General features: G+C 65.2%; 21 protein-coding genes. 4 read left to right on the forward strand and 17 right to left on the reverse strand.

What is annotated here, in order from left to right:
• Positions 1-7: 7 nt before the first annotated feature.
• The 5 genes from AC1DVS_RS09250 to AC1DVS_RS09270 form a co-directional block, all read right to left on the reverse strand.
• Positions 8-688, reverse strand: a complete 681-nt coding sequence (locus AC1DVS_RS09250; RefSeq protein WP_478022285.1) for an SMI1/KNR4 family protein — start codon at positions 686-688, stop codon at positions 8-10.
• Positions 689-849: 161 nt separating this feature from the next.
• Complete coding sequence (locus AC1DVS_RS09255; RefSeq protein ID WP_478022286.1) at positions 850-2,040, reverse strand: GGDEF domain-containing protein; 1,191 nt, start codon at positions 2,038-2,040, stop codon at positions 850-852.
• Between the two features lie 183 nt (positions 2,041-2,223).
• A complete protein-coding gene (locus AC1DVS_RS09260) occupies positions 2,224-3,675 on the reverse strand; it encodes an MBL fold metallo-hydrolase (RefSeq protein ID WP_478022288.1) in 1,452 nt (483 codons plus the stop codon).
• Positions 3,668-5,563, reverse strand: coding sequence for a hypothetical protein (locus AC1DVS_RS09265; protein WP_478022289.1), 1,896 nt, complete (start codon positions 5,561-5,563; stop codon positions 3,668-3,670). The genes AC1DVS_RS09260 and AC1DVS_RS09265 overlap by 8 nt, the downstream gene beginning before the upstream one ends.
• A gap of 701 nt (positions 5,564-6,264) precedes the next feature.
• Complete coding sequence (locus AC1DVS_RS09270; protein WP_478022291.1) at positions 6,265-7,932, reverse strand: ShlB/FhaC/HecB family hemolysin secretion/activation protein; 1,668 nt, start codon at positions 7,930-7,932, stop codon at positions 6,265-6,267.
• Between the two features lie 162 nt (positions 7,933-8,094).
• Between AC1DVS_RS09270 and AC1DVS_RS09275 the strand changes: the two genes are divergently transcribed.
• Positions 8,095-9,426, forward strand: a complete 1,332-nt coding sequence (locus AC1DVS_RS09275) for a FecR domain-containing protein (protein WP_478022293.1) — start codon at positions 8,095-8,097, stop codon at positions 9,424-9,426.
• Between the two features lie 43 nt (positions 9,427-9,469).
• Positions 9,470-11,809: a putative bifunctional diguanylate cyclase/phosphodiesterase gene (locus tag AC1DVS_RS09280; RefSeq protein ID WP_478022295.1), complete on the forward strand. Its 2,340-nt coding sequence runs from the start codon at positions 9,470-9,472 to the stop codon at positions 11,807-11,809.
• A gap of 80 nt (positions 11,810-11,889) precedes the next feature.
• Here AC1DVS_RS09280 and AC1DVS_RS09285 read toward each other — a convergent pair whose 3' ends face one another.
• Positions 11,890-12,219 carry a hypothetical protein gene (locus AC1DVS_RS09285; protein WP_478022297.1) on the reverse strand — a complete coding sequence of 110 codons (330 nt, stop codon included), beginning with the start codon at positions 12,217-12,219 and terminating at the stop codon, positions 11,890-11,892.
• Positions 12,220-12,446: 227 nt separating this feature from the next.
• Between AC1DVS_RS09285 and AC1DVS_RS09290 the strand changes: the two genes are divergently transcribed.
• Together AC1DVS_RS09290 and AC1DVS_RS09295 are read left to right on the forward strand one after the other, a co-directional pair.
• A complete protein-coding gene (locus AC1DVS_RS09290; protein ID WP_478022298.1) occupies positions 12,447-14,084 on the forward strand; it encodes an FMN-binding glutamate synthase family protein in 1,638 nt (545 codons plus the stop codon).
• A gap of 143 nt (positions 14,085-14,227) precedes the next feature.
• Positions 14,228-16,714, forward strand: a complete 2,487-nt coding sequence (locus tag AC1DVS_RS09295; protein ID WP_478022299.1) for a hypothetical protein — start codon at positions 14,228-14,230, stop codon at positions 16,712-16,714.
• 324 nt (positions 16,715-17,038) lie between these two features.
• On the opposite strand, the gene AC1DVS_RS09300 is transcribed toward AC1DVS_RS09295, so the two are convergent.
• The 11 genes from AC1DVS_RS09300 to AC1DVS_RS09350 form a co-directional block, all read right to left on the reverse strand.
• Positions 17,039-17,881 carry a c-type cytochrome gene (locus AC1DVS_RS09300; protein ID WP_478022301.1) on the reverse strand — a complete coding sequence of 281 codons (843 nt, stop codon included), beginning with the start codon at positions 17,879-17,881 and terminating at the stop codon, positions 17,039-17,041.
• Positions 17,882-17,955: 74 nt separating this feature from the next.
• Complete coding sequence (locus AC1DVS_RS09305) at positions 17,956-18,924, reverse strand: NAD-dependent epimerase/dehydratase family protein (protein WP_478022302.1); 969 nt, start codon at positions 18,922-18,924, stop codon at positions 17,956-17,958.
• A 26-nt stretch (positions 18,925-18,950) separates the two neighbouring features.
• Positions 18,951-19,724: a peptidoglycan recognition protein family protein gene (locus tag AC1DVS_RS09310; protein WP_478022303.1), complete on the reverse strand. Its 774-nt coding sequence runs from the start codon at positions 19,722-19,724 to the stop codon at positions 18,951-18,953.
• 140 nt (positions 19,725-19,864) lie between these two features.
• On the reverse strand, positions 19,865-20,272 hold the full coding sequence (locus AC1DVS_RS09315; RefSeq protein WP_478022305.1) for a hypothetical protein: 408 nt from the start codon (positions 20,270-20,272) through the stop codon (positions 19,865-19,867).
• An 86-nt stretch (positions 20,273-20,358) separates the two neighbouring features.
• The gene (locus AC1DVS_RS09320; RefSeq protein WP_478023010.1) at positions 20,359-21,261 is read right to left on the reverse strand and encodes an alpha/beta hydrolase; all 903 of its coding nucleotides are present in this window, start codon (positions 21,259-21,261) and stop codon (positions 20,359-20,361) included.
• Positions 21,261-21,944, reverse strand: coding sequence for a glutathione S-transferase family protein (locus AC1DVS_RS09325; protein WP_478022306.1), 684 nt, complete (start codon positions 21,942-21,944; stop codon positions 21,261-21,263). The genes AC1DVS_RS09320 and AC1DVS_RS09325 overlap by 1 nt, the downstream gene beginning before the upstream one ends.
• A 3-nt stretch (positions 21,945-21,947) precedes the next feature.
• Positions 21,948-22,583: a CoA transferase subunit B gene (locus AC1DVS_RS09330; RefSeq protein ID WP_478022307.1), complete on the reverse strand. Its 636-nt coding sequence runs from the start codon at positions 22,581-22,583 to the stop codon at positions 21,948-21,950.
• Between the two features lies 1 nt (position 22,584).
• Positions 22,585-23,532 carry a 5'-nucleotidase, lipoprotein e(P4) family gene (locus tag AC1DVS_RS09335; protein ID WP_478022309.1) on the reverse strand — a complete coding sequence of 316 codons (948 nt, stop codon included), beginning with the start codon at positions 23,530-23,532 and terminating at the stop codon, positions 22,585-22,587.
• A 197-nt stretch (positions 23,533-23,729) separates the two neighbouring features.
• The gene (locus AC1DVS_RS09340; RefSeq protein ID WP_478022311.1) at positions 23,730-24,437 is read right to left on the reverse strand and encodes a CoA transferase subunit A; all 708 of its coding nucleotides are present in this window, start codon (positions 24,435-24,437) and stop codon (positions 23,730-23,732) included.
• Between the two features lie 120 nt (positions 24,438-24,557).
• Entirely contained in the window at positions 24,558-25,250 is a 693-nt protein-coding gene (locus AC1DVS_RS09345; RefSeq protein WP_478022312.1) for a VIT1/CCC1 transporter family protein, read from the reverse strand.
• Between the two features lie 13 nt (positions 25,251-25,263).
• Positions 25,264-26,178, reverse strand: a complete 915-nt coding sequence (locus tag AC1DVS_RS09350) for an SMP-30/gluconolactonase/LRE family protein (protein WP_478022314.1) — start codon at positions 26,176-26,178, stop codon at positions 25,264-25,266.
• Positions 26,179-26,316: the final 138 nt, after the last annotated feature.

Here is a 26,316-nt window from a genome sequence, read left to right on the forward strand (position 1 = left end):
GAATGCTTCACGAGCGGCTGAGCCAATCTTCCATCATCTCAGCGAGGCTCAGAAAGGCCAGGTCGTAGATATCGTTGGCCTCGAGACCCTCGTCTTCCCAACGCGAGTTGCTTGAGATGATACGGCCGGTATCCAGGTCATAGTGATAATCCAGGTCCGCATTGGCGAGGGGAAGGAAAGCCTGGGGGTAGTCGACGGTGCCACAATAATCGGGTCCGCGCCGCCGGAAGTCCTCGCAACCGGTCTTGATGAGCTGCACCGGGTTGAGACCGGTGTACCCTGGCCCGAAGCCGCCGTCGGAAACAGTGTAGAGACGCTTCAAGTCCTCGGGCATGGGACGCTCGGCAATGTGTTCCAGCGCCTTCCAGTCGCTCTCGGACGGCGGCGGCTGCAAGGGTTTGGCTCCGGCCGGTTCGGACGAGACCCGGAAATAGTCTTCGGTTTCAATGAGGCTCTTGGTCTCAGGGGGAGTCTGGCCCCAGGCACGCATCTGTGCGTCCATCTGGTCGCGTATAGCATCGCGGCTGACGCGCCATTCATCCATGTGGCGCTCCACATCTTCCGGGGACATTTCCTTGCCTTCCAGAGCGTTGGAGCGAACGACAAGCCTCCGCGTCCATTCTTCCTCGCGCCGTTCGATTTCGGCGACGGGCAGCTCAACCCTCGCCTCGTCTTCCGCAGCCGTCATGTAGCGGCGCCTGGGGTCGCTCGCGCGCTCGGCGACTCTCGCCAGTAGGTCCTCTGTTAGGCCGTTCATGGTCCCCTCGTATCGAATGCCTGGAGTTGCGGTCACCGGAATTCGGAATTCTTGTCAGTTCTCTATTCGCTGCTGAACGTCAGGCGATCGCATCACGCCGCGGCCAGCATGTCCTTGGCGACAAGCGTCAGCGCGACGGCTGGCTCGCCTGCGAGACACACCTGGTTACGTCCGCCGCTCTTCGCGGCGTAACACGCCTGATCAGCGCGGCGGAGCAGGGTGAACAGCGTTTCGTCAGGCAATAGTCGCGCGACGCCGGCGCTGGTGGTGGGCGAGAGATGCGTCGCCTCGGCTGATGCCATGGCCGAAACGCGGACGGCCTCGGCGCGGTCGAACGCTCGGCCAATCTCCTCGGCGATCAGCATCGCAAATTCCTCGCCGCCAAGCCGCGCGATCGCGGCGGTCGCGGATGCGTGCTGCCGGAGCAGCGCCGCGAAGCCGACGATCGCCTGGTCCCCACCATCATGACCCAGCCGGTCGTTGATCTGCTTGAAATGGTCGAGGTCGAACAGCGCCACTGCCAGCGGCTCGCCGCGGCTGCGAGCCCGCGCAATCTCCTCCTGCGCAAGCCGTTCGAAGCCGCGGCGGTTGAGCAGGCCGGATAGCGGATCGGTTTCCGACGCCAATAACGCCTCCGTAATCGCTGCATTCGCCACGATCAGCAGCAGGATCATGCCGCATCCGAGCATGAGAATGCCGGTGCTCGCCTGGGACAGCAGGGCGTAGCTGGTGGCCGTATAGTCGACCAGGTGGGTCGGAAATCCCCATTCCAGCGCCAGGAAAGGCTTGGCCAGGAAGTTGAGTGCGAGCAGCGCGTAGCTACCTCCCAACGCCCTGACCAACAGGTTCCGCGGTCCGATCGAGAACACCGAATGGGCTGCCAGCATGGCGGCTGCCGCAAAGGGGAGCTGATATGCCATTCCGGTAGCGAAAGTCGCGGGCGGGAGGATAAAAGAGAGTTCGTGAAGGACCGCGCCCGCGCATAACAGGGTGGCGACGATGCGCCACGGCGCGCGCCGGCGATGATAGGCCGCCCAGCCCGCTGAAAAGAGCAGGATCGCCAGTTGGAAGCTCGAATAGCTCGCCCGCTCGAGCACGGCCGCGCCGCCGATCAGCGAGATCAGAAAGTTCAAAATCTGTGAGAGCGTGCCGATCGCATAGACCGCGCTGAACCACAAAGCGGGACGTTGCGCGCGGTATGAGCATGCAATCATCGCGTAGCCAAAGATGAAAATGGCCGCCGCAGCGATATTGATCGCCAGAACGACCTGCCCTCCGTTCATGCCTGCTCCGTTCCCCAGCCGAACCCGGGCACTACGAAGCGCTGATAAACGTTTTATGAAGAGGGCCCAGCCGAAGCGCCGAACGGAATTGGCGGACCTGCACGCACCTGGACGATTCCGCATATGCAGGAGGATGGCTAACTCAATTACGCTACGTCATCGGACTGTCATGAAAATCTCCCTTCAGGTGATGATCAGTTTCAGCGCCGGTCCATCGCTCCGCTCAATGCTCGCCAGCGCTCCGCCCGGTGCGATCGGGATCGGCTTATTCTTGTCGCGAATCCAGGCGGCGTCGGACTGGATCAGCCGCCCCTTGGTCCGGCGCTCGAGTTCGGCATTGAGCTTGCTTGCCGGAATATCGCCCCAGCCGACCTTCTTCGCCATTGCCTGATCGGTCGGGTTGAACGCTATCTCGAGCGCCGTCATCCGCTCGAGCCCCTCCTTCTGGGTCGCGTTGCGACTGCCATGGTGGCCGACCTTGTAGAAGACGGTGCGAGCGAGCAGCTCCGCGCCGGTAGTCGCCGGCCTTCCCGGCGCGCCCTTGAATTCGACCTTGGCCCAGCTCTGCCAATTGCCGATCTGCGCATCGGCGGCGAACAGCAGGACGTGACCGGTCGCGACGATCTCCAAAGCGAGCACGAGGCTGGTGTTGTTGGTCTTGGCGTCGAGCTGGAGCGCAAGGTCGGTCGCGCCGACCAGCCAGTCATGCTCGATCATCCGGTCCGGATCATTGCCGTAATGCTCGCGCAGGAAAGCGACCTTCTCCTTCGCCTCGGAAAGCGACATGCCTTCCGATCCGTCGAAGGGGCTCGCCTCGTCCTGGTCGATCGTCAGGCTTCCGGCGTTGACCGCAAGCGCATTGGACAGCGCGCCAAGCACGGGCGATCGCCCTGACGCGGCGCTGAAGGTATCCGTGGCACTGTCGAGCAGCCCGAGCAATTTGGCGTCGCGCGGTGGCGCCAGGACATAGCAGCGGACCGCATCGACGCCCGGGATCGTCACGACCTCGCCGGGGTGGAGATAGCGCGGCGGTTTCGGGGCCGCGAGGGACGCCGCTGCGTCGCGCGCCGCGCGCGTGACTTCGCCCTTGAGCGCGAAGTCGCCGTCGGTGGGAGCTTTGTCGCCACCTGACTCATCAACCGGCTGCCGGTAGAAGCCAAGCATCGCATCCCATGCCTTGCTCAGGGGCCCCAGCGAGTCCACCGCGGCGATCCGCTTCTCGCTCGCATCGATCGCGGCGAAGGCCTGGCCCTTATATTTGTCGAGTTGGCCGCCGAGCGGGCAGGTCGCATCCTCGGTCCAGGCGAGCCATACCTCCCCGACCACCGGCGCGCCGGCGGCGATCACGCCGCGCGTCGGGTGGAAACCCGAATTGTGATCCCAATGCTCATGGGTCAGGGCAACGACGGCGATCTCCTTGCCGTCCAGCTCGCTGCGGAGCGCTTCCTTCACCACGCGCATCCGGTCTCTGCCGCCCTTGGTCGATCCGTGCAGGCCGCAGTCGATCAGCATCCAGGCCCGCCCGCCGGCGGTCGCGGGAAGGCCGAGCAGGTGGCAGTCGCCAAGCCCATGGCAGTACAGGTTGAGCAGGACGCCCTCCGTCTCCGCGTCCGGCGCGTCGCGTTCGTCACTCATGGGCCGTTTCCTCGCGCCGATGGAGCATCGCGAACGGCTCCATTTTCGAAAGCTGCGGGTCGGCGAGATAGAGCGCGGACAGCCCGGCGCCTGCCGGGTTGGCGCGAAACGCGCGTTCCCGTCTGAGCCGCTCTTTGTCGAGCATGCTGCGGGTGATGGCGTATAATATCTCGGCCTTGTTGCCGGGCCCACGCGGATTGATGATCAGCGTCACCCCGCCGCGAAACCAGAAGCGCTGCGATTTCGGTCGGCCGGGGTCGATCGGCATCGGCCTGCGCTGGTTAAGGACAATCACGATCTCTTCGCGCGACTGGCTGTTCGGGCGCAGCCTTTGCGCTGCGCGCACGCTGCTCACTTCGAAATTGGTTGCGTTCGGGTCATCCTTGTTGCGCTCGACCCAGGCCTCATCAGCCGAGAAGTCGTCTTTATATTTCGGTAGCTTGAGCTTCAGGCCGAGTTCGGCGGCGATGTCGGGTTCGTTCGAGATGCGTTCCTTGAGCAGCTTCTGGACGACGTTGCGCCGCTCCTCACCCTTCAGGAATATCTCCTCTCGCGTGAAGCTGGTCCGCCAGTCGATGTGGAGCGCGTCGACGACGTCCTGGACCCATTGCGCCGAGGCACGCAATTTGGATCCGCGCGGCGAGCGCCAGCGCAGCGTCTCGATCGACACCGTGCGCAGGTTGCGCGGCAGCAACCCCAGGTGCCGAAAGCTTTCGAGAAACGCCATGCGATAGGCGAACCGATCCTCCTCGACCTGTTCGAGATCGGACGTGATCAGCGCTCGCAGATAGCTGCCGAAAGTGATGTCGACTGACGGACAATAATCGATCGCGCGAATGCAGATGCGCAGCACATGCCACGCGGCGCGGCAGGTCTCGTCGGTCAGGCGCTCGACAAGGTCGGGATGCAGCGCGCCGGGCCGCAAGATCCCCGAGCCGCCCGTCGCCAGCCGGATCAGGTCGCCGGTGCGGCGTTCGACGATCAGCAGAAAGGCGTCATAGACTGCCTTGACCAGCAGCGAGCCGCGGTCATGAACTTCGAAGGTGGTCGCATAGCTCAGGTCGGACGGGAAATTGACATAGTCGCGAAGCGGCCCGCCGCGGCTGGCGCCTTCGCCGAATTGTTTCGCCAGCCCGGACAGCAGGCCCGCCGCGCCCGACGTGCCTCGCGCCGCCGCGATCTCGCGCCTGACCAGGTCGCGATAGCTGAAATGCTGGAACAGCGCGACGATGTCAGCGAACCCTTCGTGAAAGGCGAGAACGTCGGGGTTTGACGATTCCCGAAAACCCCGCGCCGCGCCGTCAAGGAGGGCATGAGTCATTTCATGCGCGATGATATCGCCCGACAGGCAGGAAAAAACCATGGTGCCGCCCGGAGTCGTCGCATTCTCTTCGGCTTCGCTCGGGAAATAGCCGAACAGGATCGCCCGTCTGTCGGGGCTGTAATAGGCATTGGCCGCGCGCGTCGCGTGCGGATAGAGGCGCAGGCGCTGGACGAATTGGTTGGGCCTGCCGTCATGGATCTTCGGCACCGTCGGCGCCCAGAGTGCCTTGCGGCCAAGCGCCTCTTCGAACACGGCGATGGTGCGCATCGCCACCGCATAGACCATCTGCTGGTGAAAGCCCGGATTGCCCTCGGACGGATCGAGCCCGTCCTGCGCCAGCAGATAGGGGTGGTTCAGGTCGACCGGCAAATAATAGCGGTTCGAGGCAGGATCGACATCGACGACCTCGAGATACTCACCGACCGGCCCTTTGCAGAGATCAGCCTCGAACGGCACGTTGACCGTCGCGATCCTTGAATCATAGGTCCGAAGCGAGCTGCCGAGGCTTGGGTCGAGCGCGAAAATGCGCAGGCGGCGGCTTGGCGGGCATGGTATCCGAGGCATTGACGGGGCCTCCTTCTTTATCGTCGGTTTTCCTGCAGAAGCGGTCGCGGGCTCGGGGCAGCATAGCCCGTGCTTTTTTGGCGATCAAAAAGGATCGCACCATTTTGGTGAGACTTGCGGCGGGGGATGAGGAATCGAGTTCCGGCTTCACAATTCTGTCGCGGTGACATTTCCCCGGGCGTTCGCCCTTAGTCGTTTCAGTCGCCGTCAGACATCGCTCAGGATCGCACGGTTCTCCGAGGGCAGTCGCTTAAGCAGTCAAGTCAGGGTGTGAGCGGATCTGTACAATGTTCTGTACAGATAGGAAATGTCAGTGACCCCTCATGACATTCCCAACAGCCTCGGAGGCGCTGAGCGCTGTCGACACCTGTCTCGGTCCCATGTCCTAACTGCGAATAGCCCCGATAGGCATGACAAAATTCTCCAACTCGGGCGCGCCGTTTTCCGGGTATTTCCCCTCGTGGAACCCGCTTCGGAGCGCCAAAATCCGCGTCGAATTATGTCACACGTCCAACATTTCCGCCCCGAACTCGTCCCGCGATTCAACCCATGCCTGAAATCGCCCATAGCGGCACCCACGAACCGTCAGAAGCGGTGCGCGCCGCTCTTTGACATGGCTGGAATTTTCGTCCGCTCGCGATCGGAGTTATGGCAACGAAGCCGTGGCGATCCGTGCGGATTAGATTGCTCGCGGGCGCCGTTCAGAACGACTTGGCGATCGCCACGTTGACCTTGGGGTCGGCGTGTCCCGTGTCGTAGCGCGGGCCGGTCATCGGGACCGCCACTTCCAGCGTTGCGCCGAGGCCATGCGCCAGATCGGCGCGGAGGCCGCCGCCGCCCGAGGCGAGCGCGCCGCCGCAACAACCGCCGCCGAGATATGCGACCTTGCCGCCATCGATGAAGGCGTAGATCTGCGCGCGCCGCACCGTACCGTCATCGGCGGTGTGCAGGGAATATTGGAGCTCGGCCGAGCCCATGACGCCTTCGTCGCCCGACCGCTCGCTATAATCATAACCGCGCAGGAACGGTCCGCCGCCCAGCCCGATCTGCTCAGCGATGAACAAGGGGCCAGAGGCGACCTGCACCTGCCCGGCGAGCTTGACGCCGACGCCTCCCCCGAGGGGCCGGGTCCAGTCGGCCCAGACCGAGGCCGAGGTGAAATCGTCGCGGGCGAGCCAGCGCGAGGCGCCGAGATCGGTGTCGCTCGCGTCGAACAGCGGCAGGCCCTGGGTCAGCAGCGCGTTGTAGCGCAGATTGCCGCCGGCAAAGCGCTGATAGCCGTAAAGGCCGAGCCGCGCCGCGACGATCCGGTCCCGCTGAATGCCGATGCCGTGCGACCATTGCCGTGCGTCCCGGAGGTCGAGCCCGGCGCTCAGCCACATGCTGTGGGTGCGACGGCGCAGCAAAGGCTTGAGCACCGAGACGCCAAGAAAGGCGTCATGGCCGACCAGGTCATAGGGGGCGAGATAGGCGCCCGGATGCGTCGCGGAGAAGGAGCCGCTGAGCGCGAGCTCGGTGCCGCTCGCGCCGACCCGCAGCTTGTACCGCAGCTTGGCATAGGCAACCTCGCCGGGCTCGAAGCTGCTGCCGAGCGTGAAGCTCACCCAATCGTCTGCGGCGAGCAGCGAGCCGGCGCCGAGCTCGATGCGCACCTGTTCGGGGCCGAACGGCCTGGTGCCGTCATTGGAGACGACCACGCGCCCCCGCACGCGGTTGGCACTGACCTTCACCGTCAGCACGCCAAGTCCCTGCTCGCGCGCATAGCGGGTATGGCGGATGGCAATGCCGTCGATATCGCTCGCCAGCATCAGCTGACGTTCGAGCTCGGCCATGGTGATCGGCTTGCCGCTGGCCAGTGGATCGAGCACGGCATGAAGCGCGGCGCGGTCGCTGCCCTCGATCCGAACATGCGCGATACGGCCCTCATCGATATACGCCGCGAGCACGCCGGCGACGAGCCGCTGCGGCGCGATCGTTGCCGAGGCAAGCACGTAACCGCGCGCTCGGGCACGCTGAGTCAGCTTGGTGGCGAGCGCCTGGAGATCGGCGGTCGTACATTCCTTGCCGACATAATCGCCGAGGATGTCCGAGAAATCCGCAGGGGTAAGGATTTGCAGCCCGACCAGCCGGATGGCGCCGACCGCGACCGGCGCTTCGTTCGATGCAGCAGGCGGCGGCGCGGCATCATCGGCGATGTCGACGGGGATGGGCGCGACGCTGGTGGCAGGTGCAGTCGGGCGCTCGCTATCGGCCTGGGTCGAACGGGTGGCGCGGTCGAGCGCGCTCTGTGCCGCGGCTGCGCCAGACAAAGCCAGCGCAGCGCAGCCAAGCACAAGCTTTCCAAGGGCCCTGGCCGGCCGGCGCTGCATTGGCATTCCCGTCGTGAATCAAGAACTCTCGCACCTACGCGCTCAGCTGTAAAAATTAGGTTGATAAGCGAACAGTTAACCAGCCTCGCCAACTTGGTTGCAAGCACGACCCGCTATCCGGCAAGCGAGAGAAGGGGGGTTTCCACAATGCTTCGAGCCGGGATGGCTGCTATCGCTGCGTTGCTGTGCAGCACGAGCGCCTATGCGCAGAGTGCCGGCTGGACGATCAGCGAGGCGAGCGGACGCGTCGTCATACGCGACAGCGCGGGCGATCACCCTGGCGCGCGCGGGGCCGCGGTACCGGCGGGTGCCACCGTGATGACCGGACCGACCGGGCGCGCCATATTGGTGCGCGGCCAGGATTTCGTCACCCTCTCGGCGAATGCGCGGATGCGGCTTCCGGTCGCGGCGCAGTCCGGCGGCCTTTTTCAGATGATCCAGGAATGGGGCAATGCGCTGTTCCGCATCGAACACCGCAAGGATCCGCGTTTCGCGGTGCAGGCGCCGTACCTCGCCGCCGTTGTGAAGGGCACGACCTTCTCCGTTACCGTCACCCGCGAGGGCAGCTCGGTCCAGGTGATCGAGGGTGCTGTCGAGGCGGCAACCGCTGATGGCGGCGCGCATGAACTGATCCGACCCGGTGCGGTGGCGAGCGTGATGGCGAGCGATCGCTTCCGCCTCACGGTGCAGGGCCAGAACGCGCACAGCATCGATTCACCGGCACGTGGGCGTGGCGGGGCGACCGCCCCGGCAGCGCCGACCCCGAATGGGGCGAGCGCGAGCGGGGACCATGATGACGCCGGGGCGGTCGATGCCTCGGGCAGCGCCGGCAGCCATTCGGCCGGTTATGACGATATCGCCTGGGCGGATGTCGCGAACAGCGTCGTCGCCGCACCGATCGAAGCTAAGCCGGCAGATCTCGGCAAGATCACCGACGGCCTGGTCAGCGGCAAGAGCAACGGCACCGCGGTGGCGAGCGCTGTGGCGATCGCGCGCGCGGAGACGAGCGGCTCAGGCAACGGCAATTTGGTTGGCGCGTCGAATAGCGGCAATGGAAATGGTTCCAGCGCGGGCAGCAGCGGCAACGGCAACGGCAACGGCAACGGCAACGGCAACTCCAGCGGTGCGGGTAATGACACCGGCTCGGGCAACGGGAACTCCGGTGGCTCGAATAGTGGAAATGGCAACGGTAGCAGCGGCGCGTCCGATAACGGCTCCGGTAACGGGAACGGCAATTCCGGTAACGGCAACGGTAATGGCGGCGGGTCGGACAACGGAAACGGTTCCGGTAGCGGGAACGGCAATTCCGGTAACGGCAACGGTAATGGCGGCGGGTCGGACAACGGAAACGGCTCCGGCAACGGGAACGGCAATTCCGGTAACGGCAACGGTAATGGCGGCGGGTCGGACAACGGAAACGGCTCCGGCAACGGGAACGGCAATTCCGGCAACGGCAACGGCAACAGCGGCGGCGGCGGCAACCCGAAGGGCTAGGTACGATTGACGCTCCGTTAGCTTTGTCGCGGTAGGTGACCCAATGAGCCGCGCACCGCTTCCGTCTCCCCTTCTAGTGCTATTGCGCCGTCGGTGGCGTTCGCTTGCGCTGGGTCTCGCGGCCTGCGCCGGGGTGCTGGTCGGTGTGGGAGAACTCGGCACCGGTGCCGAGCACATGGTGCAGGACTGGCGCTTCGCGCTGCGGCGCCACGCAGCGAGTGGTGACCTTACGATCGTCGAGATCGACGCGCACAGCATCGCGCGGATCGACCGCTGGCCCTGGCCCCGCCGCAACCATGCCGCGCTGATCGACCAGCTCCGCCGGGCCGGCGCGGCTGCGATCGCGTTCGATGTCGACTTCTCGTCACGCTCCAATCCCGACGACGATGCGGCGCTCGCGGCCGCGCTGGCGCGGGCTGAGGGCCAGGTGATCCTGCCGACCTTCTCGCAACCCCCGGGGAGCGGCCGGCGCGGCGTGACCGACTCTCTTCCGGTGCAGCAGTTGCGCGACCATGCAATGCTCGCCTCGATCATCGTTGCGCCGGATGCGGACGGCGTGGTGCGCAACGTCCCGCTCGGCGCGGTGACTGCCGGCGTGCCGCGTCCTGCGCTCTCCGCGATCCTCGCGCAGCGCGGCGGCGACGCGAGCACGCGTTTTCCGATCGACTATGCGATCGATCCGGCAACCATTCCGCGGCTCAGCTTCATTGATGTCCGCGACGGCTATTTCGACCCTGCCGCAGTGCGTGGCAAGCGGGTGCTGATCGGTGCGACGGCGATCGAGGTCGGCGACCGCTATGTCGCGCCCGCTCACGGTGTCGTGCCGGGGGTGGTCATCCAGGCGCTCGCCGCCGAGACGCTGCTGCAGGGCGTGCCGGTGGCCGGCGGCTGGATCGCGCCGTTGCTCGTGGCATTGATGCTCGCCGGCATGGCCACGTTCGTTTCCTATCGGCGGCGCTGGATGCTCGGGGGGATTATCGCTGCCGGTCCGGCACTGTTGTTCTGCACGGCAGTCGGTGCCGCGAGTTCCTTTGGGTGCGTCTTCCAACTCGTTCCCGCGCTGGTTGCATGGGCTGTCGCCACATCGGCGATGCTGTCGATGCGCGTTGCCGAGGCGGTGGGCCGCGCCCGGGCGCATGACGCGCAGAGCGGCCTGCCGAACCGCCTCGCGCTGGTCGCCGCGACGCGCGATGGCGACGCGCCGCTGGTCGTCGCCACCGCGCGCATCGCTGATTATGAGAAGATCGTCGCGGCCATCGGCGGAGACGCGGTCGGCGACCTGATCCGCCGCGTGCGCGACCGCGTCAGCCTGATCGGCGCCGGCAACACCGTGTACCGGGTGGAGGACCGTGTGCTCGGCTGGTGCGCCACGGTCGATGCCGAACAGCTCACCTGGCACTATGAGCAACTCCGCGCGCTGATGCTCGCGCCGGTCGAGGTCCAGGGCCGCAAGATCGACGTGTCGCTGGTGATCGGCATGGCGAGCGGGCAGCCGCGCGACGCCGGGCGGGTCGTGGCCAACGCGATCCTCGCCGCAGCCCAGGCGCAGGCGGCGGGTGCAGGGTGGCATGTCCATGCCGAGCGCGAGGGGGAAGAGGCCGCGCGTGACCTGTCACTGCTCGGCGAGCTCGACGAAGCGGTGGCGGAGGGTGGCCTGCGCGTGCTCTACCAGCCCAAATTCGACATCGCGCATGGCCATATCGCGAGCGTCGAAGCGCTAGTGCGCTGGATTCACCCCGAGCGCGGCATGATCTCGCCCGACGCCTTCATCCCGCTCGCCGAACGCAATGATCGTATCGCCGGGCTCACCCTCTTCGTGCTCGGCCAGACCATCGCTGATCTGGGCGCCTGGGAAAGTGACGGCAACAGGATCAGCGGTGCGGTGAACATCTCGGCCAAGCTTCTCGGCTCGGAGCCGTTCCTCGCCGCGGCGCGCAAGCTGGTCGAGGACAGCGGGCTGGCGCCGGGCCGGCTGGTGTTCGAGGTGACTGAGTCAGCGGCGATGATCGACGGCGAAGGCGCGATCGCCGCGCTTCAGGGTTTCAAGGCGATGGGCATCGCCATCTCGATGGACGATTATGGTACCGGCCAGTCGACACTGAGTTACCTCAAGCGCCTGCCGCTGGACGAGCTCAAGATCGACCGCAGCTTCGTGCAGTTCGCGCACCGCAATCGCAGCGACGGGGTGCTGGTGCGCTCGACCATTGAGCTGGCCCACGAGCTCGGCCTAAAGGTGGTGGCCGAGGGCGTCGAGGACGAGGAATGCCTCGCCTTCCTGCGTGACGCACATTGCGACATGGCGCAGGGCTATCTGATCAGCCGCCCGGTAGATGCTGCCGCGATCGGCGCTCTGCTCACGACGCCGCGCGAACTGGCTGCCTGATTTTCGCGGAAAACCCCGACGGCGGAGCCGTCGGGGTCTTTCTTTGCTGCTCGCCAGTAAGCATGGCGGCTAGGCTGGGCTTATTTCTTGTCGTCCTTCACCCCGACCACCGGAACGTCGACGGTGGTCTTGGTGGTCTCGACCTTGGGCACGGTGACCTTGGTCGCCTTGGTGCCCACAACGACTTCCTTGGAATGCATGTCCACCTCAGGCAGGCTTCCGCCCTGCGCCGAGACCTTCACATCGGGCAGCGACCCGCTCTTCTTGACGTCGGCGCTCCAGAATCCAGTCAGGAACAGCAAGGCGACGATGATCGCGATGAATGCGATGACGAGGCCTATCATAACGCCAGCATTGGATCGCTTCTCAACGATGGTGGTCGTTCCATCAGTGTTTCGATATTCTGCCATGTCGTCCTCCTCTTCTCCGGGGGTTCAAGCGCTTGGAGGCGTCATTAGGTTCCAATTGGACCTATTTTGGCAGCCGTTGAATGTCATTGCTCGGCTATTGAAGGGTGGAGAGAAAAGCCCGACGATCGAGCTCGACGAGTCGCTGCGGGCGGCGCGAGGGGGAGGCGAGCGATGACGATATCGGTGGCACCAATCGGGAAGATCCGAGACGTCAAGGCGCTGCTGTCGTGAACGGCCGCGCGCCACTCATCGATACCCTTTTTCGGGATCAGGGCCTTTCGCGCAATTCTCTGCTGTTTGCGGGTTTGGCCGGCACGACCGCGGTGATTGCCATCGGGTTCGAACACCCGGCTGCATTGTGGTTGCTCGCCCTGTTCGCGCCGCTGCTGATCGTCGGACTCATCGATCTGTTCCAGCCTCATCATTCGCTAAGGCGCAACTTCCCGGTTTCGGCGCGGTTTCGCTGGTTTTTCGAATGGCTGCGGCCGTTCCTGCGATCGTACATTGTCGAGAGCGATCTCGACGGGCGGCCGTTCAATCATGACGAGCGCTCGTTGATTTATGCCCGGGCCAAGGGCGACAATTCGACTCATCCGTTCGGTACCGAGCTCGACGTTTATTCGGACGAATATGAGTGGCTTGCCCATTCGATGGCGCCGTCGCGCGAGGTGGAGAAATATTCGCGCGTCACGGTCGGGACGGATCAGTGCAGCCGGCCTTACAAGGCGTCTCGACTGAACATCTCCGCGATGAGCTTCGGGGCGCTTGGCGCCAACGCGATCGAGGCGCTGAATCTGGGTGCGAAGATCGGCGGCTTCTACCACGACACCGGCGAGGGGGGGCTCTCGCCCTATCATGCGAAGCACGGCGGCGACGTGGTGTGGGAGATCGGCTCGGGCTATTTCGGCTGTCGCGACAAGGATGGGCATTTCGACGCTGAGCATTTCAGGGATCGTGCCGCGAACGATCAGGTCAAGATGACTGAGCTCAAGCTCAGCCAGGGCGCGAAGCCGGGGCATGGTGGCCTGCTTCCCGGCGCGAAGGTAACGGCCGAGATCGCGAAGACCCGTGATGTGCCCGAGGGGCAGGATTGCCTGTCGCCGGCCCGCCACAGAGCCTTTTCGACGCCGCGCGAACTGGTGGAGTTCGCGGGCCGGATGCGCGAGCTGTCGGGCGGCAAGCCGGTCGGGATCAAGCTGTGCGTCGGCTATCCGCATGAGCTGTTCGCAGTGATGAAGGCGATGCTCGAGACGGAGATCCTGATCGACTTCATCGTCATCGACGGTGCCGAGGGCGGGACGGGGGCGGCACCGACCGAGCTCAGCGACCGGGTAGGGATGCCGTTGCGAGAGGGACTTATCCTGGCGCGCAATGCTCTGGTCGGGGCCAACCTCAAGACCAAGGTGAAGCTGGCCGCATCGGGCAAGGTCAATTCAGGCGCGTCGATCGCGATGAACGCAGCGCTGGGCGCCGACTGGTGCAACGCCGCGCGCGCCTTCATGTTTTCGCTCGGCTGCGTCCAGTCGATGCGCTGCCATACCGACACCTGTCCGACCGGCGTCGCCACCCAGTCGCCGGCACGCCAGCGCGGGCTGGTGGTGCCGGACAAGGCCGAGCGGGTCGCGCGCTTCCAGAAGGCGACGCTCGATGCGTTGCACGACATCGTGGTTGCGTGTGGGCTGCAATCGCCGGACGAGTTCACCCCCGATGGTCTGCGGCAGCGGATCAATGCGGCCGAGATGCGGTCGATCGACGAGATATACCCCTTTGTCGAACCTGGTGAGCTGATCGACGGCGCGCGTGATCCCCGCCTCGCCGCATGGTGGCGTGCCGCCGATCCTGGGAGCTTCGCGCGGCGGGTTTGATCACGCTTTCGTTGGACCTGCGAAATCAAGGCGTTAAGTAGGGCGCTGTGCCCGGGGAGTGGATGATCTTGCGCAGGAAACGTCCGAGTCCTGCGCGAGCGTGGCTGCGTTGCGCCCTGACCTGTTCTGCTGCCGTGATCGGAGTGCCGGTTGCGGCACAGCAATCGAGCCAGCCGCCAGTGCCGCAAAAGGCGGAAAGCGGCGGCGATCTCGCTTCCGATATCGTCGTCACGGGGCAGCGCGGATCGGCTGTTACCGACATCGAGCCGCTGGCGACCTATGACGCGAGCACCATCGCCGGCGTCGGCGCGACGACGATGGAGGACCTGATGCGCGTGATCCGCCCCGCGGCGCGCTCCGCGGACGGATCCGAACCGATCTTCCTGCTGAATGCGCAGCGGGTCTCGGGCTATCAGGACATTGGTGCGCTTCCGCCCGAGGCGATCGAGAAGGTGGAGCTGCTGCCTGAGGCGGCAGCGCTGAAATTCGGCTATCCGCCGACCCGGCGCGTGCTGAACTTCATCACCAAGCGGCAATTCAAGCAGATCGAGATCCGTGGCACCGCCGGCACCACGACGCGCGGCGGGAGCGCGCGGGGCGATGCCAATTTCGGCCTGACCCGGCTGCACAATGACAGCCGCCTGACGGTCAACCTGGAATATCGCCACACCGAGCCGCTCTTCCAGTCCGAACGCAACATAGCACCCGATCCCGACATATTGTTCGACGCGCTCGGCAATGTCAGCGGCCTGAACCGGGGTGAGATCGACCCGGCGCTCTCGGCCGCAGCGGGCCAGATCGTGACGGTCGCGCCAGTGCCCGGGGCGCCGGCTGACCGGGGCACTATCGCCGGCTTCGCAGCAGGCGCGAACCAGCCGCGCCTGTTCGATTCCGGACCATATCGGACAATGGTGGCGCGCAATGATGCGGTGAAGGCTGAGGCGGTGTTGGCCGGCCGTATCGGGAAGACGATTGCCGGATCGCTCAGCCTGTTGGCCGAGCAAAGCCGCGACCGCACCGTGGCCGGGCTCGCACCGGCGACCCTGACCGTGCCCGGAACCAACCCTTATTCGCCCTTTGCGGGAACTGTCCTGCTGAGCCGCTATCTGACTGAGGTCGATCCGCTCCGGCAACGCCAGACCACCACCACGCTTCATGCCGGAGGCCTGGTGCGCGGGGCGATCGCGGGGTGGCGCTGGGATTTGAGCGCAGTGCTGGATCAACAGACGATCGCCGGGTTCAACGAGCGCAGTATCGATGTGAAAGCGGCGAACGCGGCAATCGCGGGCGGCGCGAACCCATTCGCGCCGCTTGACCAATCGCTGTTGCAAGCGCGGCTGGTCGATGTGGCGCAGCTGCGCACCCGCACCGCCAGCATGAAATCCGTAATCACCAACACGCCGATACGCTTGCCGGCCGGCGTGATGGCAGTGACGGCGACCGCCGAGTTCGACCGCTCGACAGCGAACTCCTTTACGCGCGGTGCCAATCCGTTCGAGCTGCATATCGGCCGGACCCGCATCGAGGGCGGTGTCGCGATCGACATCCCGATCGCATCGAGACGCGAAAAAATTCTTTCTTTCATCGGCGATCTCTCGGTGAACGCGTCAGCCAATGTGCGCGAAGTCGGTGGCTTCGGGTCGCTCAGCGATACGACTTTTGGCGTGACATGGGGGTTTCTGGAAGGAGTCCAGCTGATCGCGCAGCTCAAGCGCAGCGCGGTCGCGCCGTCTTTGACGGATCTGTCGAACCCGGTGATACGCTTGTCGGACGTACCCGTGTTCGATTTCGGCAATGGCCGCACCGAACTGGTCACGCTGATCACCGGCGGCAATCCCGATCTTGGCGCGGAGCACCGCCTCGTCAGGTCGCTGGGGCTGACCATCAAGCCGTTCGCGAAGCGCGAGCTGCGGCTGAGCGCGACCTATGAAGCGACCATGATCCGGGATCGTACCGGGACGGTCTATGCGGTCACGCCCCAGATCGAGGCGGCTTTGCCCGACCTGTTCGTCCGGGACGCATCGGGGCGGCTCGTCTCGGTCGCGTATCAGCCGATCAACTTCTACCGCGAACGCCAGCGCACGCTGAACCTGATCATCAACTCGAGCGGAATGCTGGGCAAGCCGCCGCCCAAGACAGCAGCGCCTGGCCCGGCTCCAGCGAGGGCGAACTTCTATGCCGGCATGGGTCCGAGCATCAAGTTCAGCAGCCGGCTGCAATTGCGACCGGGCACGGCCGAGTTCGATCTGCTGCGCGGCGACACGACCGGTGCCGGCGGCGCCTTCCGCGTGGGGAGCTATGCTTATGGCGGGATCAACTATCTCGGCAACGGCATGTCGTTCGACTGCTGGTACAACGGAGCCAGCCGGGCGCGCGGCGCCACGCCCGCCGCGGACCTGCAGTTCTCGCCGATCTTCAAGCTGAACATGAGCGCCTTCATCAGCGTGCATCACTTCCTGAAGACCCAGCAATGGACGAAGAAAGTCCAGCTGAAGGTCAGCGTGAGCAACATCACCGACGGGCAACAGCGGGTGCGCGACGGGAATGGCCGAGTCCCGAACCGGTTCCAGCCCGACTATCTCGATCCGATCGGGCGGACGGTGAGTTTGACGCTGCGCAAATTGCTGTAGCGGCGGCGGCTGTGGCGGTGTGGATTTCCCTGTTCCGGCGGCGATAACAGGGAATTTTTCTTTTTTTCTTGTGGCCGTGCCGATAGAAATACCGCAGTTTTGCGTTGATTTATAATGACTTGAAAGAATCTCCGGTCGGTCTGGCCCCCGCGGAACAGGGAATAACAGGGAATTATCAGGGAATTTGGGGCGAACGTCGCTGGCGTACCGGCGCTGAAAAACCTCCAGCAGGTCAGTGAGGATAAAGGGCATGGCGAGCATCCGGGATGTCTGGTGCTTGCCCTATGGCCGATCCGGCGGCGCAGTTGAATCGAGCCGACGCCTCTATTGCAGCGGTGCCTTGGCCGCCTCGGCGGTCAGATAGGCCTGGACCGCCGTGATCTCGGTATCGCTCAGAGCGGAGAGATCGCCTCGCGCCACGCTTGTCATCATCCCCAGATCGCGTCCGGACATGCCCTTGCCGGTGCGGAGCAGCGTGCGGAATGCGGCCGCGTCATAAGCCGCCGCCATCGGCGCGAGCGGCGGCGCAACCTGCTTGCCGTCTTCGGTCGGTCGAGGCGTGTGGAGATCATGGCATGACACGCAGGAAATGTTGACGAAATAGCGGCCGATGTCCGCCGGCCGGGTGGCCGGCGAAACGCGTTCGGGATGGGCGCTCGGCTGCAACGCTCCAAAGAGGACGAGTCCGCGTCCGACCGGCCCGAAGCTCGTGCTGGCAACCACGTCATCCGGCCGCGCCTTCAGGCTCCGGATCCAGGCGATTATCCGCGCGCTGTCTTCATCGGCGAGATACCGGTGCGCCCTGGTTGGCATGACGAACAGCGCCTGGCCATTTTTGTGGACCCCATGCCGGATGGTACGGTCGAGCTCGGCGTCGGTTTCGGTCGCTGCGACACGCGCCAGGGCCGGCGGCACCAGCCGGCCGAGCATCGGATCATCGACCAGGACGTTGCCGCCGCCATCGACGCCGTGACAGCCGCGGCAACCGGTGATGCGGGCGAGCCGTCCACCCTCGGCGATCGAAGCGGCGTCGTGCGGGACGCTGAGCGACGCCAGCGGCACCTGATGGTCGCGCGCCAGCGCCCACTCCGATCCGCCGTACAACACTGCCGTTGCGAGCATGATGACCCCGACGAGCCCGATCGCGATCCGTCTCAATATCCGCATGAAGAAATCCCGTGTCCTTAAAAAATGGATCGGGGCCCGTACAGGAACGGCAGCGAAACGAGAGTGTCGAGCGACTAAATTGCGACGGAGGCGCTGCGCTCTTTCGGCGAAACATAATCGGCGTCATGCGCGAAGGGCAGCGGTTCGCCGCTGCGCAGTGCGGCGAGGACAGCGGCAAAATCGGTCTTGCAGCGAAAGCCCAACAGGCGCTCCGACAGGCCGGCGTCGTAGACACGGTCGATCGTGGCGGGAAGCTGCCAGCCCTGCCGGGCATAGAGCTCCGCGGCATCCGGGAAATAGCGGGCGATCACGCCGAGCGCGTCGGCTTTCAGCGCAGCCACATCGTCCAGGACGAAAGGCGTCGGCGCGGAAAGGATGAAGGTGCCGAACCCGATCTCGGGCGCGCGTTCGAGCGCAACCATATGGCCTTCGGCGGCATCCTCGACGGTGAGCCGGCGGTGGAGCAGCTCGTTCGCCTTCATATTCTCGCCCGAGAGGGTGAGGTGGGTATCGTCATCCTCGGGAAAGAAGCGCGAGGTGCGCAGGATCACGACAGGCAGACCGTGCTCGGCATGGATCAGCCGGCAGACCTGCTCGGCGGCGAGCTTGGTCACGCCGTAGATGTTGCGCGGCTCGAGCGGCGCCAGCGTTTCGTCGATCCACACGGCGGTATCGCCGCGCCCTTCGCGGATCGCGGTCGAGATCATAAGCGAGGTGGTCGAGGTGAAGGCGAACCGGCTGGCGCCAGCCGCAACCGATGCCTCGAGCAGATTGAGCGTGCCGCTGAGGTTTACGTCGACAAAGGCCTGGTTCGAGTAGCGGACGATGTCGGGCTTGTGCAGCGCGCCGCCATGGATGACCGCCTCGATCCCGCGTTCAGTGAAGATCCGGTCCACCAGCGCGCGGTCGGCGACAGTGCCGATCACGTCGGTATCGACGCCCGGCGCCACATCGAGCCCGGTCACGACATAGCCGGCTGCGCGCAGCCGCGGCGCGAGGAAACGGCCAAGCCAGCCGCTCGATCCGGTCAGCAGAATATTCATGGCGGCGCGTTTAGCCGGCTCCGCGATCAGGGGAAAGCGGCGTCCAGCGCGGCCCAGCTTTTCGCGCCTACCACGCCGTCGGCTGACAGGGCCTGAGCTTGCTGGAAGGCGCGGACCTTCGCTTCGGTGTTCGGCCCGAAGATCCCGTCATTCGGCAGGCCGAGCTTTGCCTGGATTTCCGCGACAAATGCTCCTTCCGCGCCCCGACGCAAGACCGGCCGGGGACCTTCACCGATGTCCGGGCTGGGCGCTGGTGTGGTGCCGGTGAGGAGTGCGGCGACCCTGGCGCGGAAATCGATCATGTCGAAGGAGGGATCGGATTTGCGGCCCAGCGGCAGCGAATATTCCTTATGCCCGCAGCACATGATGGCGCCCACGCCGATCTTGCCGAGGATAGCAGCGACGCCGCGTCGATAGGCGTCCATCTGCACCTCCGGCCATGGGTCAGCCGCTATGCCCCGGTTTTCCGCTTCGATGCCGATGAAATTGGTGTTGCCCGTCGTCACGCCCTGCCATCTGCCCTTGCCGGCATGCTGCGCCTTTCCCGCGGCGATGACATAATAGGTGCCGTCGCGCCCGAGGCCGAGCTGCGACAAGGGCCCGCGCAGATCGGGGCGGCCATTGGTGATGACGCCGAGGCAGGGCATGTTTCCGGCTGCCGGCCCGGCGGTGTGATGACACATCACGCCGCGCACTATGCCCATGTCGCCGAGGCCGCGGGTTTCCCACCCCGGCTGGAGCTCGACCTTGAGGCCGGCAGCTTTCAGCACATCCGGCAACCACGTCAAAGCAAAGGCCATTCTTCCCCTCCACCGATCTGCGGCTCGTAGCCGTCAAACGTGCAGCTGCAGGCTAGAGGAAAATGGCGAGGCCGCTGCCGGAATTGCCTTCAGATCGGCTGTATCGCGGTGGGTGTTGGCTATCGGCGATCGACCAGATGTCAGACGCTCATCAAAATTTCCCACAAAGTGGAAGAGTAGGTGACGCGGCGCGCGAAGGAGAAACTGATCGGTGATGAGACCGGTTTGCCTGAATCCGCATCGAGCACCAAAACCACGACCCCCTGTTCGAGTTTCGCGGGTCGAAGGTCCGCGTCGAAATAACATGTATCCCGATAGTCCGAGAGGCACCGCGTGACGCGGCTTTGGCCGGATGGAGAGCTGATGATCAGCTGCAGGTTTTGCACCTTCACGGTGCGCGAATGCGGGTTCAACGTTCCTGTGATTCGACCGTCATCCGGATAGATATCGTTATAGATCACTGGCCAGGCGCCCAGCGACGAAGCCGAAGCGGCGGCACTGGCAATCGTCAAGGTAAAGGCGTCGGTCGAAGCTGCGGGCGATTCCATGGCGCTCGTCCGGACAAGTCCCAAGGATGCAATGAACAGGAGCGGCGCGAAGACCGGCACCAGCAGGCAGCCAGTCCCTGCGCGCATCAGTGCCGTCCCTGAGACGCTGGCCTTTCGAGTTCCGCTTTCAGGAAGGCGACGCTGTCGGCTAGCACTGGTCCCTTGCCGCGAAACGGTTTGGACAGCGCCTTGGCGACGTCCTCATGAGTCAGGTCGGGGTAGATTTTCAGCGTCACCGGAGCGCCGAGCGCCTTAAGCCGGGCTGCGAGGTTGATCGCGTTCTTCGGGCGGACCTCGGTGTCTCCGGTGGAGGTGACGAGCAGCATCGGCGGCGCATCGGCGCGGGCGAAATTGATCGGCTGGGTTGCGGCCGCATCGGCGCCCTGCATCGCGGCGATCGCGCGGGCTGAGGTGAAGGGGTAGAAATCATAGGGGCCGCTGAGGCCGACCGCCGCCTTGATGATGTTCGGGTCGACACCCTCTGCCTTCAGCCAGCGCGTGTCCAGCGCGAGCATCGCGACTGTGTATGCCCCCGCCGAATGCCCCGCGACCGCGATCCTGTCCGGATCGCCGCCATAGTCGGCGACATGATCGCGGGTCCATTTCACCGCTTCGGCGCCGTCCTGTACGAAGGCGGGAAAGCGGATGCCCGGCACCTTGCGGTAATCCGGCATGACGACGACGAAGCCGGACCTGGCATAGGCGCGCGCAGCAAACGCATAGGCTCGCCGGTCGCCCTTGGCCCAGCCGCCGCCATACCAGAAGATCAGCACCGGGCGCTTCACGGTCGCCTTGCCCGCCGGCCGCCATACATCGAGCGTCTGGCCGTGGGTGCCGAAGGGCAGGGCGCTGCCCGGGCGGCTCGCCCCCACGCCGCCGCCGATGGCGCCGTCGAGCAGGCTCAGCAGCGCGGGCGGCGAGATGAATGTCACCATCAACGCCAGTGCGAGCAGGATCGCGAGCGCAGCGGCGGCGATGGCACGCTGCATCACGCCCGATAGTCGGCGGTGATCGTGCCGGCCGCGGCGAGCTCTGCCTCATGATCGGCCTCGCGCCAGGTTTCGGCCAGCGCGGCACTTTCCCATTCGCGCATCGCTGGATGATCGAGGATATGCGCGACCCAGCGTGCGCCATCGGTGCCGACGTCCAGGCCATAGGTACGGACCCGAAATGCAACCGGCGCGTAGAACGCATCGACCGCGGTGAAGTCCGGGCCGGCGAGCCATGGGCCGCCGAAGCGCGACAGGCCCTCGGCCCAGAGTTCGGCGAGCCGTGCGACCTGCCGTTTCAGCGTGGCCGATGCCGGCTTCGCGGCCACGCGGACGCCCACGTTCATCGTGCAATCGCCCCGCACCGCGCCGAAGCCGCCATGCATTTCGGCGGTGGCGCACTGCGCCCAGGCGCGCGCCGCTTCGTCCGCCGGCCAGACGCCTGGATGGCGCTCGGCGAGATAAAGGGTGATGCCGAGCGAATCCCAGATGGTGCGGTCACCATCGATCAGGACGGGGACCTGTCCGGTCGGGGAGAAGGCGCGGAAATCGTCATAATTGTCGGGCTTGGTGAACTGGACGAGGCGATCCTCGAACGGGATGCCGAGCGCCTTCATCAACAGCCATGGCCTGAGCGACCAGCTCGAATAATTGCGGTTTGCGGTGATGAGTGTGAGGGCCATGGATCAGCTCAGATAATGGGCGGTGGTCTTGGCCGCGATTTCCTCGGCAGTCACGCCGGGGGCCATCTCGGTCAGGCGGAAAGGCGACAGGTGATCGGGCCGCTGGAACACGGCGAGATCGGTTATGATCATGTCGACCACATCCTTGCCGGTCAGCGGCAGGGTACAGGCCGGGATGAACTTGGGGTCGCCGTTCTTGCTGGTGTGCTCCATCACCACGATGATCTTCTTCACCCCGGCGACCAGATCCATCGCGCCGCCCATGCCCTTGATCATCTTGCCGGGGATCATCCAGTTCGCGATGTCGCCATTCTCGGCGACCTCCATCGCGCCGAGCACGGTCAGGTCGATATGCCCGCCGCGGATCATCGCGAAGCTGTCCGCCGAGCTGAAATAGGCCGATTGCGGCAGCTCGCTGATGGTCTGCTTGCCGGCGTTGATCAGGTCGGGGTCCTCCTCGCCCGCATAGGGGAAGGGACCGATGCCGAGCATGCCGTTCTCGGACTGGAGCGTCACTTCGACACCCTCCGGAATATGGTTTGCGACAAGCGTCGGTATGCCGATGCCGAGATTGACGTAGAAACCATCCTGCAGTTCGCGCGCGGCGCGTGCCGCCATGTCGTCGCGGGTCCAGGCCATGTTACTTCTCCGTGGGCGTGGGGACAGGCGGGGGCGGCGCCCAACGCTTGTCTGCAGGGAATATATCGTCGAAGCCGCCCTTGAGGCCGGTGCCGTATACGGGGTTGGGTAGCACGAACCAGCCGGCGCCCCATTTGTCCGCGATCGGTCCGGCGAGCGTGGCTTCGCGCCGCTCGGCGGGCAACTTGATCGCGTTGAACAAGTCGCTGAAATCGCCGAGCTGGTCGCCGCCCATCGCGATCACGCAATATTTCGCGGCAATCATCTGGCGCCGGCCGTCCTTCTTCGAGCCCATTGTGTCGTCGCCGGCGAGGAACAGGGTTTCGCCGTGGACCGCTGGGCCCAGGCCGGCAGCTTCGATGGTGGCTTTGGTCGCGTCAGCGTTCACGGCTGAGCGGTTGGTGTTGAAGACAACCGTCACGCCCATCTTGCGCAGGGCAGTCAGCGCCTCCAGCGCGCCGGGGGTTGGGGACACCTTGCCGGCGCCGGTCTTTTCCCAAGCCTTCCAGCGGGCCTCGTCATAGGGCTTGGGGTCAGCGGCTTCGTTATACTCGAAGCCGAGGTTGAGCAGTACGGTTTCGTCAACGTCGAAGACGGCGGCTTTTGGCTTGGTGCCACAGGGGACGAAGGTGGGCGCGGCGAGCGTGGCGTCGGGGGCGAGGATGGCGCTGTCGGCGGGACGGCTGCGGGCTTGGCCCGCTGTGTATCCGAGCAGGGTATGCCATGCCTGCGCGCTGATCGCCGAGCTTTCGCCGGAGCCGTAGAGATATTGCATGCCGGCGGGGACGGTTGGGGGTGGGGGTGTGGGTTCGACAAACAGGACGCTGCCGCCCGCGAGGTCGAGGCCAGTATCCTTTGACGGCGGCGGGGTCTGCGTCGTGGAACAGGCGGAAAGGGCGAGGGCCAAGACAAGCAAGCCCCTCCCCTTCAGGCGCACTGGGTCGGCCATGCCCCCGGCATGGCCTGAAGAGCGCGGGGCGCTCTTCACCCGGTGCGGGGTTAGGGGGTGGGGGCGCGCGTCTGCGCGCTCAAAAGGACTCGTGCCACCCAGACCGAAGCGCCGATCGGGGCATCGAGCCCCGCTCGACGCTGCCCCACCCCTAACCCCTCCCCTGAAGGGGAGGGGCTTTAGAAAGGCCTGCTCCCTCACGCCGCCGCCCGCTCACGCACGGTGCGGAATTCGATCTTCTTGTCGTAGGGCGCGCCTAGGATCATCCGGTTCACATAGATCCCCGGCAGGTGAATGCAGTCGGGATCAAGGCTGCCGACCGGCACGATTTCCTCGACCTCGGCGACGCAGATCTTTCCCGCGGTCGCCATTGGATGGTTGAAGTTGCGCGCGGTCTTGCGGAAGATCAGGTTGCCGCTCTCGTCCGCTTTCCAGCCTTTGACGATCGATAGGTCCGCGCGGATGCCGCGTTCCAGGATATAGTCCTGGCCGTCGAAAGTCTTCACTTCCTTGCCTTCGGCGACCTGCGTGCCGACGCCTGTCTTGGTGTAGAAGCCGGGAATGCCGGCGCCGCCCGCGCGGCAGCGTTCCGCGAGCGTGCCCTGGGGGCAGAACTCCACCTCGAGCTCACCACTCAGATATTGCCGCTCGAACTCCTTGTTCTCGCCGACATAGGAGCTGATCATCTTCTTGACCTGGCGCGTGCGCAGCAGCTTGCCCAGGCCTTCGCCATCGATGCCGGCGTTGTTGCTTGCGATGGTGAGGTCCTTCGTCCCGGCATCGCGGATCGCGTCGATCAGCCGCTCGGGGATGCCGCACAGGCCGAAGCCGCCCGCGCAGATCGTCATGCCGTCGTGAAGGACCCCTTCGAGCGCCGCCGCGGCATCGGGATAGAGCTTCTTCATGGTCGCGATCTCCGGAAACATCCTCTTGGCCCGCTTAAGCCATTGCCACAGGCTCGGGTCAATCGCGCGGCGCATGCATGCAGGGTTGCACCGAACGCACGCGCTGATTGGCGTCGTCTTCTAGAGCTGGGTGCCGGCAAGCTTGCCGATCAGCGCCGTCGCGCCCATCGCCAGTGCGCCCCAGAAAGCGACGCGCAGAGCGGCGCGTCCCATGTTCGCGCCGCCGGCGTGCGCGCCGATGGCGCCGAGTGCTGCCAGCAGGCCGAGCGACGCGATCGTCACCGCGGTGATGAGCTGGCTGCCGGTGAAGACAAGTGCCATCAGCACCGGCGAAATCGCGCCCGCAGCGAAGCTCGCCGCCGAGCTGAGCGCCGCCTGTACCGGCCGCGCGACCAGCATCTCGTTGATGCCGAGCTCATCGCGCATATGGGCGCCGAGCGCGTCATGCGCCATCAGCTGATCGGCGACCTGCAGCGCCAACGCCGGATCGAGGCCACGCTGGCGGTAGATCGCGGCGAGTTCGCGCCGTTCGGATTCGGGCTCCTCTTCGAGCTCGCGCGTTTCGCGGGCACGATCGGCATTCTCGGTATCGGATTGCGAGCTGACCGAAACATATTCGCCCGCCGCCATCGACATCGCGCCCGCGACAAGTCCGGCGATACCGGTCAGCAGGATCGCCGAGCGGCTCGATTGGGCGGCGGCGACGCCGACGATCAGGCTCGCGGTCGATACGATGCCGTCATTCGCCCCGAGCACCGATGCGCGCAGCCAGCCGATGCGCTGGACGAGATGCTTCTCATGGTGGCGGATCAACGCGGTTCTCCCCTCAATGGACCAGTTTCAGCCCCGGCCGCGGCCATGGCATGCTCACCAGCTGCCCGGTGCCGGAGAGCGTGATGTACGCAGTTCGCAGATCCTCGCCGCCCCAGCAGATATTGGTGGTGAACGGGTCGGGCGTCGGCACGAACTCGACAAGTTCGCCAGCCGGCGAGATCACGCTGATCCCGCTTTGGCCGATGGTCGCGACGCAGATATTGCCGGCGCTGTCGACACCGAGCGAGTCGAAATAGGTATAGCCGCCGGGCGAATAGAGGAAGCGTCCGCCGCCGCCGGAAAGGCCGGGCGAGGCCGCGACCTGGCCCGGCGCTTCGAGATCGAAGGCCCATAATTTGCAGGTGTAGGTTTCAGCCACATAGAGCGTATTGCCATCGGGCGAGAGGCCGATGCCATTGGGGTTTTCCAGGGGGAAGATGATCTCGCGGCATTCCGAGCCATCGGCTTTTGCATAGAACACGCCGGTCACGTCGCGCGCCCGCTCGCGGGTCTTGCCATAGTCGGTGAACCAGAAGCCGCCATGCGCATCGAAGACGATGTCGTTCGGGCCCCTGAGCGGCGCGTTCCAGGCCTCGGTGTAGAGCGTCTCGACGGCGCCGGTCGCGATATCGATCCGCTCGATCCGTCCGGTCGTGTAGTTCGATGCGGTGTTGTGGGGGATCAGCAAGGCGCCGGTATCGATCCAGCCGAAGCCGCCATTGTTGCAGCAATAGAGCTTGCCGTCCGGCCCCATCGCAAGGCCGTTCGGGCCGCCGCCGGGCTCGGCGACGGTCTCTTTCGCGCCGTCCGGTTTCACGCGGGTGATCCGACCCGCGGCGATTTCGACCAGGATCACGCTGCCGTCCGGCATCGCGACCGGGCCTTCGGGAAAGTGCAATCCGGCGGCGATGGTCGTGAGCTGGTTCATTTCACTCTCCTGCGCGTTTCGGGCAGCTTGCCGGTGCGGCCCGGCGGTGTCGAGCGCGGCCGTCATTCATCGGCGGTTCAGCCTATTGACTACAGATGTAATCAAGTCGATTACAAGCGTAGTCAGCGCGACGCTTTA

This window comes from Sphingomonas sp. P3_C5 (genome assembly GCF_056402635.1).

What these genes read in the sequence shown, in the direction of transcription:
- AC1DVS_RS09305 (WP_478022302.1), bottom strand. Translation starts at nt 18,924, where the DNA reads ATGAATATTCTGCTGACCGGATCGAGCGGCTGGCTTGGCCGTTTCCTC.
- AC1DVS_RS09325 (WP_478022306.1), bottom strand. Translation starts at nt 21,944, where the DNA reads ATGGCCCTCACACTCATCACCGCAAACCGCAATTATTCGAGCTGGTCG.
- AC1DVS_RS09320 (WP_478023010.1), bottom strand. Translation starts at nt 21,261, where the DNA reads ATGCAGCGTGCCATCGCCGCCGCTGCGCTCGCGATCCTGCTCGCACTG.
- AC1DVS_RS09285 (WP_478022297.1), bottom strand. Translation starts at nt 12,219, where the DNA reads ATGGCAGAATATCGAAACACTGATGGAACGACCACCATCGTTGAGAAG.
- AC1DVS_RS09270 (WP_478022291.1), bottom strand. Translation starts at nt 7,932, where the DNA reads ATGCAGCGCCGGCCGGCCAGGGCCCTTGGAAAGCTTGTGCTTGGCTGC.
- AC1DVS_RS09280 (WP_478022295.1), top strand. Translation starts at nt 9,470, where the DNA reads ATGAGCCGCGCACCGCTTCCGTCTCCCCTTCTAGTGCTATTGCGCCGT.
- AC1DVS_RS09260 (WP_478022288.1), bottom strand. Translation starts at nt 3,675, where the DNA reads ATGAGTGACGAACGCGACGCGCCGGACGCGGAGACGGAGGGCGTCCTG.
- AC1DVS_RS09335 (WP_478022309.1), bottom strand. Translation starts at nt 23,532, where the DNA reads ATGGCCGACCCAGTGCGCCTGAAGGGGAGGGGCTTGCTTGTCTTGGCC.
- AC1DVS_RS09340 (WP_478022311.1), bottom strand. Translation starts at nt 24,437, where the DNA reads ATGAAGAAGCTCTATCCCGATGCCGCGGCGGCGCTCGAAGGGGTCCTT.
- AC1DVS_RS09265 (WP_478022289.1), bottom strand. Translation starts at nt 5,563, where the DNA reads ATGCCTCGGATACCATGCCCGCCAAGCCGCCGCCTGCGCATTTTCGCG.
- AC1DVS_RS09315 (WP_478022305.1), bottom strand. Translation starts at nt 20,272, where the DNA reads ATGGAATCGCCCGCAGCTTCGACCGACGCCTTTACCTTGACGATTGCC.
- AC1DVS_RS09300 (WP_478022301.1), bottom strand. Translation starts at nt 17,881, where the DNA reads ATGCGGATATTGAGACGGATCGCGATCGGGCTCGTCGGGGTCATCATG.
- AC1DVS_RS09250 (WP_478022285.1), bottom strand. Translation starts at nt 688, where the DNA reads ATGACGGCTGCGGAAGACGAGGCGAGGGTTGAGCTGCCCGTCGCCGAA.
- AC1DVS_RS09330 (WP_478022307.1), bottom strand. Translation starts at nt 22,583, where the DNA reads ATGGCCTGGACCCGCGACGACATGGCGGCACGCGCCGCGCGCGAACTG.
- AC1DVS_RS09350 (WP_478022314.1), bottom strand. Translation starts at nt 26,178, where the DNA reads ATGAACCAGCTCACGACCATCGCCGCCGGATTGCACTTTCCCGAAGGC.
- AC1DVS_RS09310 (WP_478022303.1), bottom strand. Translation starts at nt 19,724, where the DNA reads ATGGCCTTTGCTTTGACGTGGTTGCCGGATGTGCTGAAAGCTGCCGGC.
- AC1DVS_RS09255 (WP_478022286.1), bottom strand. Translation starts at nt 2,040, where the DNA reads ATGAACGGAGGGCAGGTCGTTCTGGCGATCAATATCGCTGCGGCGGCC.
- AC1DVS_RS09275 (WP_478022293.1), top strand. Translation starts at nt 8,095, where the DNA reads ATGGCTGCTATCGCTGCGTTGCTGTGCAGCACGAGCGCCTATGCGCAG.